The sequence below is a fragment of the Serratia sp. BNK-12 genome (genome assembly GCF_047456085.1).
In the GTDB taxonomy this organism is placed as follows: Bacteria; Pseudomonadota; Gammaproteobacteria; order Enterobacterales; family Enterobacteriaceae; genus Serratia; species Serratia liquefaciens.
This window is the reverse complement of sequence record NZ_CP179896.1, coordinates 2,811,558-2,825,436: the sequence shown is the minus strand read 5'-3', so window position 1 is coordinate 2,825,436 and position 13,879 is coordinate 2,811,558. Positions and strand designations below refer to the sequence as shown.

At 54.1% G+C, this 13,879-nt stretch carries 13 protein-coding genes and 3 tRNA genes; 7 read left to right on the top strand and 9 right to left on the bottom strand.

What is annotated here, in order from left to right; all coding sequences use genetic code 11:
* The first annotated feature begins 20 nt into the window (after window positions 1-20).
* The 5 genes from sufC to ACMGG1_RS12955 all read left to right on the top strand — a co-directional run bounded on the left by sufC (window position 21) and on the right by ACMGG1_RS12955 (window position 5,063).
* Window positions 21-767 carry a Fe-S cluster assembly ATPase SufC gene (gene sufC / locus ACMGG1_RS12975; RefSeq protein WP_262244243.1) on the top strand — a complete coding sequence of 249 codons (747 nt, stop codon included), beginning with the start codon at window positions 21-23 and terminating at the stop codon, window positions 765-767.
* Complete coding sequence (gene sufD / locus ACMGG1_RS12970; protein ID WP_115058947.1) at window positions 742-2,034, top strand: Fe-S cluster assembly protein SufD; 1,293 nt, start codon at window positions 742-744, stop codon at window positions 2,032-2,034. The genes sufC and sufD overlap by 26 nt, the downstream gene beginning before the upstream one ends.
* A complete protein-coding gene (gene sufS / locus ACMGG1_RS12965) occupies window positions 2,031-3,251 on the top strand; it encodes a cysteine desulfurase SufS (RefSeq protein ID WP_262244242.1) in 1,221 nt (406 codons plus the stop codon). Before sufD ends, sufS begins: the two co-directional genes overlap by 4 nt.
* A gap of 93 nt (window positions 3,252-3,344) precedes the next feature.
* Window positions 3,345-3,758 carry a cysteine desulfuration protein SufE gene (gene sufE, locus ACMGG1_RS12960; RefSeq protein ID WP_020826659.1) on the top strand — a complete coding sequence of 138 codons (414 nt, stop codon included), beginning with the start codon at window positions 3,345-3,347 and terminating at the stop codon, window positions 3,756-3,758.
* Window positions 3,759-4,049: 291 nt separating this feature from the next.
* Window positions 4,050-5,063, top strand: coding sequence for a L,D-transpeptidase family protein (locus ACMGG1_RS12955; protein WP_020826660.1), 1,014 nt, complete (start codon window positions 4,050-4,052; stop codon window positions 5,061-5,063).
* Between the two features lie 142 nt (window positions 5,064-5,205).
* Here the strand turns inward: ACMGG1_RS12955 and ACMGG1_RS12950 are convergent, their stop codons facing one another.
* From ACMGG1_RS12950 to ACMGG1_RS12920, 7 genes are all read right to left on the bottom strand, one after another.
* Complete coding sequence (locus tag ACMGG1_RS12950) at window positions 5,206-5,442, bottom strand: major outer membrane lipoprotein (protein WP_004943717.1); 237 nt, start codon at window positions 5,440-5,442, stop codon at window positions 5,206-5,208.
* Between the two features lie 308 nt (window positions 5,443-5,750).
* On the bottom strand, window positions 5,751-7,163 hold the full coding sequence (pykF, locus tag ACMGG1_RS12945; protein ID WP_020826661.1) for a pyruvate kinase PykF: 1,413 nt from the start codon (window positions 7,161-7,163) through the stop codon (window positions 5,751-5,753).
* 404 nt (window positions 7,164-7,567) lie between these two features.
* Window positions 7,568-7,873 (bottom strand): cupin, encoded by a 306-nt coding sequence (locus tag ACMGG1_RS12940; RefSeq protein ID WP_020826662.1) that lies wholly within the window; start codon window positions 7,871-7,873, stop codon window positions 7,568-7,570.
* 124 nt (window positions 7,874-7,997) lie between these two features.
* Window positions 7,998-8,074, bottom strand: a tRNA-Val gene (locus ACMGG1_RS12935).
* A 20-nt stretch (window positions 8,075-8,094) separates the two neighbouring features.
* Window positions 8,095-8,171 (bottom strand) — tRNA-Val (locus ACMGG1_RS12930).
* A 20-nt stretch (window positions 8,172-8,191) separates the two neighbouring features.
* A tRNA-Val gene (locus tag ACMGG1_RS12925) sits at window positions 8,192-8,268 on the bottom strand.
* A gap of 189 nt (window positions 8,269-8,457) precedes the next feature.
* Window positions 8,458-9,834, bottom strand: a complete 1,377-nt coding sequence (locus ACMGG1_RS12920; protein ID WP_262244240.1) for an MATE family efflux transporter — start codon at window positions 9,832-9,834, stop codon at window positions 8,458-8,460.
* A 242-nt stretch (window positions 9,835-10,076) separates the two neighbouring features.
* Between ACMGG1_RS12920 and ACMGG1_RS12915 the strand changes: the two genes are divergently transcribed.
* Window positions 10,077-10,727, top strand: coding sequence for a riboflavin synthase (locus tag ACMGG1_RS12915; RefSeq protein ID WP_020826664.1), 651 nt, complete (start codon window positions 10,077-10,079; stop codon window positions 10,725-10,727).
* A gap of 29 nt (window positions 10,728-10,756) precedes the next feature.
* Window positions 10,757-11,053, top strand: coding sequence for an I78 family peptidase inhibitor (locus ACMGG1_RS12910; protein ID WP_020826665.1), 297 nt, complete (start codon window positions 10,757-10,759; stop codon window positions 11,051-11,053).
* 65 nt (window positions 11,054-11,118) lie between these two features.
* Here the strand turns inward: ACMGG1_RS12910 and cfa are convergent, their stop codons facing one another.
* A complete protein-coding gene (cfa, locus tag ACMGG1_RS12905; protein ID WP_046373697.1) occupies window positions 11,119-12,270 on the bottom strand; it encodes a cyclopropane fatty acyl phospholipid synthase in 1,152 nt (383 codons plus the stop codon).
* Window positions 12,271-12,610: 340 nt separating this feature from the next.
* Entirely contained in the window at window positions 12,611-13,822 is a 1,212-nt protein-coding gene (gene punC / locus ACMGG1_RS12900) for a purine nucleoside transporter PunC (protein WP_129940460.1), read from the bottom strand.
* Between the last annotated feature and the right edge of the window lie 57 nt (window positions 13,823-13,879).

Here is a 13,879-nt window from a genome sequence, read left to right as displayed (position 1 = left end):
GCGCGACCTAAGGACACTGCATGTTAAGTATCAAGAATTTAAAAGTCAGCGCGGAAGGCAACGAGATCCTCAAGGGTCTGGACCTGGAGATCAAACCCGGTGAAGTGCATGCCATCATGGGGCCGAACGGCTCGGGCAAAAGCACGCTTTCGGCGACCCTCGCAGGGCGCGAAGAGTATGAAGTCACTGAGGGCGAGGTGACCTTTAAAGGTAAAGACCTGCTCGAGTTGGATCCGGAAGACCGTGCCGGCGAAGGCGTGTTTCTGGCGTTCCAGTACCCGGTGGAAATTCCCGGCGTCAGCAACCATTTCTTCCTGCAGACGTCCGTGAATGCGGTGCGAAAATACCGCCAGCAGGAGGCGCTCGATCGCTTCGATTTCGCTGATTTTATCGAAGAGAAGATTGAACTGCTGAACATGCCGCCCGATCTGCTGACCCGTTCGGTCAACGTCGGTTTCTCCGGTGGGGAGAAAAAGCGTAATGATATTCTGCAGATGGCGGCGTTGGAGCCGGAACTGTGCATTCTGGATGAAACCGACTCCGGTTTGGATATCGATGCGCTGAAGATCGTCGCCAACGGCGTTAACTCGCTGCGCGACGGCAAGCGCTCGTTCATTATTGTCACGCACTACCAGCGTATTCTGGATTACATCAAACCGGATTACGTTCATGTTCTTTCCCAGGGGCGCATCGTCAAATCCGGCGATTTCTCCCTGGTGAAACAGTTGGAGGAGCAGGGCTATGGCTGGCTTACCGACGAACAATAACTCACGCGCGCTGCAGCAGCTTTACAGCCTGTTCGAAGAGCGCGGCGGCGAGCATTCCGCGCATGCGCTGGCGCACTGGCAGCAGGCTTTACGCCTGGGCTGGCCGACCCGCAAGCATGAGAACTGGAAATACACGCCGCTGGAAGGCCTGCTGGAGCAGCAGTTCCTGGAGCCGCCTGTAGAGCAGGTGACCACGGCTCAGGTGGATGCACTGGCGTTGGCTATCGATGCATATCGGTTAGTGTTTATCGACGGCCGTTTCAGTGCGGCGCTGAGCGATGGCGAACTGGGCGATTATCAGTTTGATGTGGCCTCCTACGGCACGCCGCAGGCGCTGCCTGAGCCCATTCAGCCTGAAATTTTTCTGCACCTGACCGAAAGCCTGGCGCAGGAAACCAGCATTATCCGCGTGGCGGCCGGTAAAAGCGCGTCACGCCCTTTGTACCTGTTGCATATCAGCAGCGGACGCGGTGCCGCAGGCGAAGTGAACACCGTGCATCACCGTCATCATCTTGAGATTGGGCGCAGCGCCCAGGCCGAAGTGATTGAGCATTACGTCAGTTTGAACGATGCCGCACATTTCACCGGCGCACGCCTGACCGCCAATGTGGCTGACAATGCCCAACTGCATCACTGCAAACTGGCGTTTGAAAGCCAGCCAAGTTACCACTTTGCCCATAACGATTTGGTGATTGGTCGCGACGCGCAGGTGAAGAGTGACAGCTTCCTGCTAGGCGCGGGCCTGACGCGCCACAACACCAGCGCGCAGCTTAACGGTGAAGGATCTAATTTGGTGATCAACAGCCTGGTGCTGCCGGTCGGCAAAGAGGTGTGCGATACCCGAACTTATCTGGAACACAACAAGGGTTACTGCGAAAGCCGCCAATTGCACAAAGTGGTGGTTAGCGACCGCGCCAAGGCCGTGTTCAATGGCATGATCAAAGTGGCCAAGCACGCGATAAAAACCGATGGGCAGATGACCAACCACAATCTGCTGTTGGGCAAAGTGGCTGAGGTCGATACCAAACCGCAGCTGGAAATCTATGCCGATGACGTGAAGTGTAGCCATGGCGCCACCGTCGGGCGTATCGATGAAGAGCAGCTGTTCTATCTGCAATCACGGGGCATCGACAAGCACGCTGCGCAGCAGATGATTATTTTTGCCTTTGCCGCTGAGCTGACTGAGGGGATCGGTAACGAAACCATTCGTGAATCGGTGCTGGCGCGCATTGCACGGCGCTTGCCGGAGCCGGGGGAGGCCGCATGAGTTTTCCCATCGAACGGGTGCGCGGCGATTTCCCGATCCTGTCGCGTGAGGTCAACGGCCAGCCTCTGGCTTACCTCGACAGCGCGGCCAGTGCGCAAAAGCCGCAGGCAGTAATCGATCGCGAGCTGGATTTTTATCGTCACGGTTATGCGGCGGTGCATCGCGGCATCCACACCATGAGCGCCGAGGCGACTCAGGAAATGGAAGCGGTGCGTGAAAAGGTGGCGGCGTTTATCAATGCAGGCTCGGCGGAAGAGATCGTATTCGTTAAAGGCACCACCGAAGGCATCAATCTGGTGGCCAACAGCTTCGGTCGCCACTTCCTGCAGCCCGGTGACAGCATCATCATCACCGAGATGGAGCACCATGCCAACATCGTGCCCTGGCAGATGCTGGCGCAAGAGCGTGGGCTGAACCTGCGCGTCTGGCCGCTACAGCAAGATGGTACGTTGGATGTGGCGCAGTTGCCTGGATTGATCGATGCCACCACCAAACTGCTGGCGTTGACTCAGGTTTCCAACGTGTTGGGCACGGTCAATCCGGTGCAGGAAATTACGGCGCAGGCCAAAGCTGCCGGTCTGAAGGTGCTGATTGACGGTGCGCAGGCGGTCATGCACCAACGGGTTGATGTGCAAGCGCTGGATTGTGATTTCTACGTATTTTCCGGTCACAAGCTGTATGGGCCTTCCGGTATCGGCGTTCTCTACGGTCGTCAGGCGCTGTTGCAGCAAATGCCACCGTGGGAAGGCGGCGGCTCAATGATTCAGCAGGTGAGCCTGACTCTCGGCACCACCTATGCCGAGCCACCGTGGCGTTTTGAAGCCGGTTCCCCCAATACTGCAGGCATGATGGGACTGGGGGCGGCGATTGACTACGTGAACGCGCTGGGGCTGGAGGCGATTGCTGATTATGAGCATTCGCTGATGCATTATGCGATTGAAGCGCTGCAGCAGGTACCGACGCTGAAGATCTATGGTCCGGCGGATCGCGCTGGGGTGATCGCCTTTAATCTGGGCGAACACCATGCCTATGACGTCGGCAGCTTCCTGGATCAGTACGGCATCGCTATTCGCACCGGGCATCATTGCGCGATGCCGCTGATGGCGTTCTATAATGTGCCGAGCATGTGCCGCGCCTCGTTGGCGTTGTACAACACCCGCGAAGAAGTTGACCGGCTGGTGGCCGGGTTGCAGCGAATTCAAAAACTGCTGGGATAGGGTAGACTGTCGGGCTTGGCGCTATTGGCTGAGCGCCGGTAGCCAGTGACATGGGGTCGGCATGCCGGCCCCTGAATTATTGAAAGGAACCTCATGGCGAACTTGCCGGATAAAGAAAAGTTGGTGCGTAATTTTTCCCGTTGCCTGAACTGGGAAGACAAGTACCTGTATGTCATCGAACTGGGCGCGAAGCTGCCGGCGCTTGACGATAGCGAACGTCAGGCGGGCAATCTGATTTCCGGTTGTCAGAGCCAGGTGTGGATTGTGATGCGGCTCGATGAACAAGGGCAGGTCGAGTTTCACGGGGATAGCGACGCGGCTATCGTCAAAGGGCTGCTGGCGGTGGTGTTTATTCTTTATCACCAAATGACGCCGCAGCAGATTGTCGAGCTGGACGTGCGGCCGTTTTTCGCCGAACTGGCGTTGAGTCAGCACCTGACGCCTTCCCGTTCTCAGGGGCTGGAAGCCATGATCCGCGCAATCCGCAGTCAGGCCGCCAAACTCTGATATTCCTAAGGCTCATTGATAAGGCGCTTATATTTGCTATGTCAATGAGTCTTTACAAAACTCGCCCAACCCTGCCATTCACCCCGCAAATCAGTGACATATCAGCAGCTTATCCCTTGACGTTATACTGACAATTGGAGAAAGCGATTACGTTATAACATGTTGATTTTTAGAGGACTTATTGCCTTTGACGTCAGCATTGCTAGTATTAATCAGGTCTTGTCTGATTTACCGGTCACCAAGTGCCAGATAGCCTTGTGGCCGAACCGTAATAAGCATATAGGGATGATAATGAAACGTGCGTTGAGTTTAATGGGCATGCTATTTGCCACCGTACTGACCGGCACGCAAGCCGCCAGCGCGAGCGAATACCCGCTGCCGCCGCCGGACAGCCGTCTGATTGGCGAGAACACCACCTATACCGTACCGAACGATGGGCGTCCGCTGGAGGCGATCGCTGCCGACTATAAAATTGGTCTGCTGGGCATGCTTGAGGCCAACCCGGGCACCGATCCCTTCCTGCCCAAGCCGGGTTCGGTGTTGACCATCCCGACCCAAATGCTGTTGCCGGACACCAAGCGTGAGGGGATTGTCGTCAACCTGGCCGAACTGCGTCTGTATTACTACCCGAAAGGCGAGAACAAGGTCATCGTTTATCCTATCGGTATCGGCCAGACCGGGATGCACACTCCGCTGCAGGTGACCTCCGTAAGCCAAAAAATCCCGAACCCGACCTGGACGCCAACCGCCAATATCCGCAAGCGCTATCTGGAGAAAGGCGTGAAGCTGCCGGGCGTGGTGCCGGCCGGTCCTGAAAACCCAATGGGCCTGTTCGCTATGCGTCTGGCTATGGGGCACGGTGAGTATCTGATCCACGGCACCAACGCCAACTTCGGTATCGGCATGCGCGTCAGCTCTGGCTGTATCCGTCTGCGCCCAACCGATATCGAGGCGTTGTTCAACATGGTACCGCGCGGTACCCGTGTTCAGGTCATTAACGATCCGGTGAAAATTTCGGTTGAACCGGACGGTAAACGTTACGTAGAAGTGCATCAGCCGCTGTCGAGAGTTGAAAGCGACGATCCGCAGACCATGCCGATTACGTTGTCCAAAGCCGAGAAGGCTTTTGTCGGCGATGCACAGACCGATAAGGCCGTGTTCGATAGCGCGGTTGTACGCCGCTCTGGCATGCCGGTGCTGGTTAACGTGGGGCAGAACCCCTCTGACGTCAGTTTAACGCCTGTAGCCTCGCAGGAAGCGAATAAGGGCCCGTTCAAGGGTGCACCTATCAGTTCGGTGAATTAAAAAGTAGCCGTAGCGGTCAATACCGATGGGTTCAGCGTGCTGAGCCCTTTTTTTTCGCCTAAAGACGGAAGGGGGAAATGCGGAAATGACAGGCAAAAAAAACGGCGCACAATGTGCGCCGTTTTCAATAACCGAAGCTATCTTACTTTTTGTAAGCGTGAGCTTGGTTGTCCAGGCGCTGGTTAGCACGTGCTGCGTCGTCTTTAGCTGCTTGAACGTCAGAACGGATTGCGTTCACGTCGTTGCTCAGCTGGTCAACTTTAGCGTTCAGAGTCTGAACGTCAGAAGACAGTTGATCGATTTTAGCATTGCTAGAGCAGCCTGCCAGCAGAGTGGAACCCAGGATTACCGCGCCCAGTACCAGTTTAGTACGATTCATTATAACACCCTCTAGATTGAGTTAATCTCCATGTAGCGTTACAAGTATTACACAAACTTTTTTCGAAAGAGAATAATTTTTTTGTATTGGAGTGCTTTATTTTGATCGTTCGCTCAAACTTACAGCTTCTTTTGAAAAATAGTTAAAAAATGTAGGGAAAACAGCTGGATTCCATGGGACAACTCCGATTTATAATTAGCTAAATAATGAGCAATCCACGGTTGCGTTTTTGAGAAAACAGTTTACCAGTGCTAAAAAAAACGCCGCTAAGCGGCGTTTTCATCAAAATAATTATGTCACGTTTTATATTAAAGCACGTGAACCGAGGCAGTATTGGTTGTGCCGCTCGGAACCAGAGCACCGGAAACCATCACCACAACGTCGCCTTTTTGTGCCAGACCGCTGGCCAGCGCCGCTTCTTTACCGATGCGATAGAAGTCGTCGGTAGAGGCAATTTCCTTGACCATCTGTGGGATCACGCCTTTGCTCAGAATCAGCTGATGCGCGGTGACTTCATTGGTGGTCAGCGCCAGGATCACGGCGTTAGGGAAATATTTACGCACGGATTTGGCTGATTTGCCGCCGCTGGTGGCAACCACGATCAGTGGCGCATCCAGTTTCTCTGCGGTTTCAACGGCGCCGCGGCATACGGCTTCGGTGATGCGGAGCTTGCGGTTGTCATTCAGGCTGTCGATACGGCTTGGCATCACGCGGTCAGTGCGCTCACAGATGGTCGCCATGATGGTAACGGCTTCAAGCGGGTACTTACCCTTGGCGCTTTCGCCTGACAGCATCACTGCGTCGGTACCGTCCAGAATGGCGTTGGCAACGTCGCCGGCTTCTGCGCGGGTAGGGCGTGGGTTCTTGATCATGGAATCGAGCATTTGGGTGGCGGTGATCACCACTTTACGTGCGCGGTTACATTTTTCGATCATCATCTTCTGCGCGAAGATCACTTCTTCTACCGGGATTTCTACGCCCAGATCGCCACGAGCGACCATGATGCCGTCAGAAGCTTCGAGGATTTCGTCGAAGTTGTTCAGGCCTTCCTGGTTTTCGATTTTGGAGATGATCTGGATCTGCTCGCCGCCGTGGGCTTTCAGGTGCTCACGAATTTCCAGCACGTCGGAACGCTTACGGATAAAGGAAGCGGCAACAAAGTCCACACCCTGTTCGCAGCCGAAGATCAGGTCGCGCTTGTCTTTTTCAGCCAATGCCGGCAACTGGATGGAAACGCCCGGCAGGTTAACGCCTTTGTTTTCGCCCAGGTCACCGCTGTTAAGCACCTTACAGACCACTTCGTTTTCGGTCACGTTGGTGACTTCCATGCCGATCAGGCCGTCGTCCACCAGTACGGTGTTGCCGATTTTCAGATCTGCGCTAAAACCGGCGTAGGTTACTGCAACGCGTTCGTTGTTGCCGATAACGCTCTGATCGGTGGTGAAAGTAAAGGTCTGGCCGGCAACCAGAGAGGCATCTTTGCCGCCTTCCAGTTTCATGGTGCGGATTTCCGGGCCTTTGGTATCCAACAGGATACCGGCGTTCTGACCGGTTTTCGCCATCACGGCGCGCATGTTCTTGATGCGGTTGCCGTGCTCTTCGTAATCGCCGTGGGAGAAGTTAAGGCGCATTACGTTCATGCCAGCGTTCAGCAGGTTGGTCAGCATTTCTTCCGATTCGGTTTTTGGACCGATGGTACAAACAATTTTGGTCTTTTTCATGACGGAGTTTTCTACAAGTTGTGATGGATAATAAAACGAATAAAACCAGCGGTCAGGCCACTGATAAGGGATTTGAGTCGAGCCTGGTGGTGCAAAACATAGTTAAGGATAGGTGACCGGAGTCGAAATGGGGCGGAAAAATTCAGCCCGCGCCGGGATGCGGGGATGCTGCGCAACGTGATGAGATGAAAATGTGTTGTTATTGCGTTTTCGCAGATCAAGGGCTGAAACCATTCAACTGAAAGACGTTGCGCATTATAAAGGCTAAGCGGCGGGAAACAAAATAAAAAACCGGTGCTAACGCTCGGATCCGGCAAATCAGCAGCAAATGTGGCGCAAATGCAAACTGACAGCTGCGGTTTGTTGCGCAAATAACCTTAGTGTAAACATGCCATTGACGGATTTCAGCCGGATACGATAATTTCCAGCAGCGTACCGGCCGACAGGCAGAAGCAGCCGCTGGCAATGTTAGCGGGGATGGCGATAGTTTCACCGGCCACGATCACCTGGGTATCATTGCCGACGGTGAATTCAAACTCACCGGAAACCACCCGCGTCTGCAGAGCGTAAGCCCGCTTTTGCAGTTGGCCGAAGGTTCCTGCGTCGAACTTCACTTCCGTGGCGCTGGTGCCGTCGCTCATTACCCCTTGCCTGCGGGTAAGGCCGGTGTCCAGTTTTTCAAACGCAGTCTCTGCGGTAAATTTCAGCATGGGATCTGTCCTGATAGGGTATTGACCTTGATGATACCTGATGTGGTTTGCGGTAGCAGGAGCAAAGTTTTTAAAGCTTGAGGAACTGTCGGGTCGATAGGGTGGAGCTGCGGATATTATGATTTGGTGCGTCCGAGTGGACTCGAACCACCGACCCCCACCATGTCAAGGTGGTGCTCTAACCAACTGAGCTACGGACGCACTGCACTGCTTTAGAATTTTGGTGCGTCCGAGTGGACTCGAACCACCGACCCCCACCATGTCAAGGTGGTGCTCTAACCAACTGAGCTACGGACGCACTGTACTGCTTTAGGAATTTGGTGCGTCCGAGTGGACTCGAACCACCGACCCCCACCATGTCAAGGTGGTGCTCTAACCAACTGAGCTACGGACGCATCTTTTCCTGTCTGTCATGGCTGACAGCGGGGACGAATATTAACGAGCTACCCGCGCGCTGGCAAGGAGAAAAACGTAATTTTATCCGGTATTTCACGCGATTGCTGCGCTTGTGTGCAGTGCGGCGGTTTTTTCTGCAATCCATGCTGCTGAAGCCACCGGTCGGCGTAACCGACCGGTGGTGATAGTTAGCGGGTAGAGCGCTGCAGGATCAGTGCCGCAGGCTGTTTTTGCAGCCAACGCATACGCAAGGCCATCATGATGGCGGCGAAGGTCAGCCCGATAATAAACCCAATCCAGAAGCCGCTAGGCCCCATCGCCGGGACGACAATGTCGGTCAACGCCAACATATACCCGCTCGGCAGACCCAGCACCCAATAGGCGATAAAGGTGATGAAGAAGATTGAGCGGGTATCTTTATAGCCACGCAGAACGCCGCTGCCAATCACCTGAATAGAATCGGAGATCTGGTAAATGGCTGCCAACAGCATCAGCTGTGATGCCATGGCCACTACCGCCGGGCTGTCATTGTACAGCAGGGCGATTTGCTCGCGGAAGGTGGCGGTAAACAGCGCGGTGCAGCAGGCCATCAGGATACCGACGCCGATAGCCGAATAAGCGGCAATCCGCGCGCCTTCGACCGATCCTTCACCCAATCGATAGCCAACGCGAATAGTCGCGCTGACGCCCAACGACATAGGCAACACGAACATCAGCGCGCTGAAGTTCAGGGCAATCTGATGCCCGGCCACCGAAACGATGCCCAATGGAGAGACCAGCAGAGCGACGACGGCGAACAGTGTGACTTCGAAGAACAGCGCCAGCGCGACCGGCAGACCGATGCCGAACAGGCGTCTTATTGCCGGCCAGTCGGGCCGCGGGCTGCTGCCTTCGTGTGGCAAAATATCGCGCTGCGACGGGGCGCGCTTCACATACCAACGCATCGCCAGGAACATAAACCAGTAAACGCTGCCGGTCGCCACGCCGCAACCTACGCCACCCAATTCCGGCATGCCGAATTTACCGTAGATAAAGATGTAGTTGATCGGGATATTCACCAGCAGGCCGAGGAAGCCAATCACCATGCCCGGCTTGGTTTTCGATAGCCCTTCGCACTGGCCGCGCAGTACCTGGAAGAACAGATAGCCCGGCGCGCCCCACATGATGGCGTGCAGATAGCCCACGGCTTTATCCGCCAATTGCGGGTCGATATTGTGCATCAAGTCGATGACGAACTTGCTGTTATACAGCACGATAATCACCAGCAACGAGACCGCCCCCGCCAGCCAAAAGCCCTGGCGCACCTGATGAGCAATGCGATCTCGTCGGCCCGCGCCGTTAAGCTGGGCGATGACCGGTGTCAACGCCAACAACAGGCCGTGCCCGAACAAAATGGCCGGCAGCCAAATAGAGGTACCGACGGCAACCGCCGCCATATCTGTGGCGCTGTACGCACCGGCCATAATGGTGTCTACCACACCCATTGCGGTTTGTGATATTTGCGCGATGATTACCGGGATTGCGAGGGCCAATAAACTACGCGCTTCAATGAAGTACTTCTGCACGCATACACCTTTTCTATTTATTTATGATGGAGGGGAGGGTCGTCGCGAAAGGACAACAATTAAAAATAGCGGAATTTTGTCAAAAAGATTGTACCCGCTCGGCGAGGTTAAGCAAATGCTGTGATGAAATAGTTATTAAATGCGCAGGCACAGACTTTTTGTCGCCGCGGGTTTGGTTTTCCTCGCCAACTGGGGCAAACTGCCCCAAGCGCTTTAAACATTTTCAGAAAGAAGAGGCTCACATGTTCACCGGTATCGTACAAGGCACCGCGCCGCTGGTCGCCATTGATGAAAAATCCAACTTCCGTACCCACGTCATAGAAATGCCTACCGAGCTGCTGCCTGGATTGGAGCTCGGTGCGTCTGTGGCGCATAACGGCTGCTGCCTGACCGTCACCGCGGTAGAGGGTAACCGCGTCAGTTTTGATTTGATCAAAGAAACGCTGCGCCTGACCAACCTTGGTGAACTGGCGTTGGGCGATGTGGTTAACATCGAAAGGGCGGCCAAGTTTAATGATGAGATTGGCGGTCACCTGATGTCCGGCCATATTATCTGCACGGCGGAAGTTGCCAAGATTTATACCTCCGAGAATAATCGTCAGGTATGGTTACGTATGCCGAATGCGGAACTGATGAAATATGTTCTGCACAAAGGTTTTATTGGTATTGACGGAATTAGCCTGACCATCGGTGAAGTGGTGAATAACCGTTTTTGCGTGCATCTGATCCCGGAAACGCTGGAACGTACCACGCTGGGCAAAAAACGCCTGGGTGATAAGGTGAATATTGAGATCGACCCGCAAACGCAGGCGGTGGTAGACACCGTTGAACGGGTGTTGGCAAGCCGCGAAGCGGCAATGGCGGCGGCGAGTGCGCTGGCGCAGAAGATCTGACAAACGACCCACCAGAGAGGAGCAATCGCGTGAAGTTTTATGGGAAAACGTTGATGTTAACGGCGCTGCTGGCGCTGAGTGCTTGTAGCAGTTCGCCGGACCAGGGCGCGGCCAACCCTACAGTGGATGCCGATAGCGACACCTGTGGTGCGGCGCAATACCAGAATTATGTCGGTAAACCGATGTCTTCGCTGGAAGGCGTACGAATTGAGTCGCAGGTACGTGCGATTCCGTATAATTCTGCGGTCACGATGGACTTCAACCTGCGCCGCCTGAATTTCCTGGGCGACAGCGAGGATAAGATCATTCGCGTGTATTGCGGCTGATGCTTTTGCAGGTCATGTATAAGAATAACCCCGGTTAATTGGCCGGGGTTTTTTATTGTGCATATTTAGCGCGTCACGCGGATACCGCCTTCTACGCCTTTCGGGCTGAAGACGACCTGCCAGAGTTGAATGTCACGGGCGCGAAATGCTCCAGCGCAGGCGTTCAGGTAATAACTGAACATGCGTTCGAAACGATCCGAATAACGTTGGGCCAACTGCGGCCATGCCTGTTTGAATCTTTCGTACCACGCCATCAAGGTGCGATCGTAGTCAGCGCCAATATTGTGCCAATCTTCCATCACAAAATGCCCTTCGCTGGCCTGGGCAATATGGGTAACCGACGGCAGGCAGCCATTCGGGAAGATATATTTGTTGATCCACGGGTCAACATTCATATCTGTCCGATTCGAACCAATGGTATGCAGCAGGAATAGGCCGTCCGGTTTTAAATTACGTTCCACCACGTTGAAGTAGGTGCGGTAATTTTTCGGACCGACGTGCTCAAACATACCGACGGAAACAATACGGTCAAATTGCAGATGCAAATCACGGTAATCCTGCAGCAGGATCTCGACATCCAGCCCGGCACAGCGCTCCTGTGCCAGCTTTTGCTGCTCGGCAGAAATGGTTACGCCCACCACCGAAACGCCATAGTTTTTCGCCGCATAGGCAGAAAGCCCGCCCCAGCCACAGCCAATATCCAGCAAATTCATACCCGGCTGCAGCTGCAGCTTTTCGCAAATCATCCGTAATTTGGCTTCCTGCGCTTCTTCCAGCGTGGTCGCCTCTTTCCAGTAGGCGCAGGAATATTGCATATAAGGGTCCAGCATCAGGGTAAAGAGATCGTTCCCCAGATCGTAATGTTCTTTGCCGACTATCCAGGCGCGTTTCTTCGATTGCAGATTGGTTAATCGCGCGGCGGCAATTCGCAGGGTATCTTTGAGGTGGCGGGGCAGTTTCTTTTCCAGACCGGCGCGGACCACGTGATGAAAGAATATATCCAGCCGTTCGCATTCCCACCAGCCGTCCATATAGCTTTCGCCCAGGCCGAGAGAACCCTCCTGCAGCACGCGTTTAAAAAAATTAGGATTTTTAACCTGAATATCGAAAGGGCGCGAGCCGTTTATTTCAATACCGGCCATGCTGAGCATTTCATGAGCGATACGGTACCATTGGTTGTCCTGGATGCTCACATCTTCTATACACGATGAACTCATAGCTTCTCCATCACCTTCTTCTGACTTATGACCCGTCAAAAAATAGCTTAGACAAATTCTGCGGGTGCATACGTTTACCTACGGTAAGAATCCCGTGGCGTCTGATATCCGACTATGAACAGAGGAAAATTTTAAGAAGGTTCCAGCGCAAGAAACGCGGGAAAGACAATCCTTAAAAAACTGTGACGCCATACGCGTACACAACAGTTGCTAGTGATAAAGAAATTATAAAAGTGTTATTTTTAAAGGTCGTTTTTGAGTATAGGCTTGCCGAGGCGCTTACTCAACTGTAAATCGCACTCGGCAAAAATATTCTTTAAGTGATTATTAATACTGGCAATTATGACGCGGAGTTAGCATGTTCCTGACGTGTCGCCTGTTGATCGTCCATTACCTTTCTCCGTTGCATCAGATAGCCCAACGCGGCCAATACCACCGTCGACACCATTACCGTGACCGTTGCCAACAGAGGCTGGGCGATAAAGGCCGAAACCAGCATGCTGGCGACAAAACACAGGCCTAATTGCAGGGTGTTTTGCAAGGCGGCAGCTTTACCGGTTCCTTCCGGGAACGGGGTCAACGCATTGGCTACCACGATAGGGTAAATGGCTCCGTTGACCAACGCCATCACGCAGAACGGAATTAACAACGTAGTGAGCGTGGGCTGAGTCAGGGTGGCAACCAGATATAATGCAACCATACTGACTCCATAAACTACCAGCAGCCAAGGCAACAAGGTGTTGCCATTCATGCGGTTCAATGCGGTACGACAGCCATAGCCCCCTAATAAGAACGCCAGAGTCTGCGGCACATAGCTCAGACCGATGTCGTTCGGGCTATACCCCATATCACCAAGAATAAACGGTGAACCGGTCAGCCAGGCGAAGAAGCCGGCAGAACAGGCGGCAAAAATCATAACGTTGCCACTGAAGATGCGTGACTTTAATAGTTGGAAGAAACTGAGCGCGCTTTTCTTATTGTCGTCGGAAGGCACGGTTTTGGCGCTTTCTTTCAGCAGCAGCGTCGGCAATAGCAGAAGCACGGTAATGCCCAGCAACACGGCGAAAATGGCGCGCCAGCCCATGTGATTCAGCAACCAGGCACCTACCAACGGCGCCAGCGCCGGTGAAAGGGCTACCAGCGGCATAATGGTCGCGAACACGCGGTTAGCCTTGCCTTCGCGATAGCGGTCAATCACCAAGGCCTGCCAGGTAACGGCAGCGGAGCAAACCCCAATCGCCTGGATAAAGCGCAGCGACCAAAGTTGCACGGCATTTTGCACCCACAGCATGCCAAGGCAGCCGAGGGCAAACAGCGCCAGACCGATCAGCAACACCGGTTTACGGCCGAGGCGATCGGAAAGCGGGCCCCACAGCAGTTGTGCAAAGGCAAACCCGGCCAGGAAGATGCTCAGGCTGGCGCTGATTGCCCCGGCGGAAATCTGCAGATCTTGCTGCATCATGCCGAAGGCGGGCAGGTACATATCGGTGGCCAGGTATCCCAGCATGCTCAGGCCGGCAAGGTAGAACATAAAACCAAAGGAATTTCGCATGGTATTTCTCGTTAATATTTTATTGTCGCAGGTTTTTAGCGCCGGCAAGTGTATCCG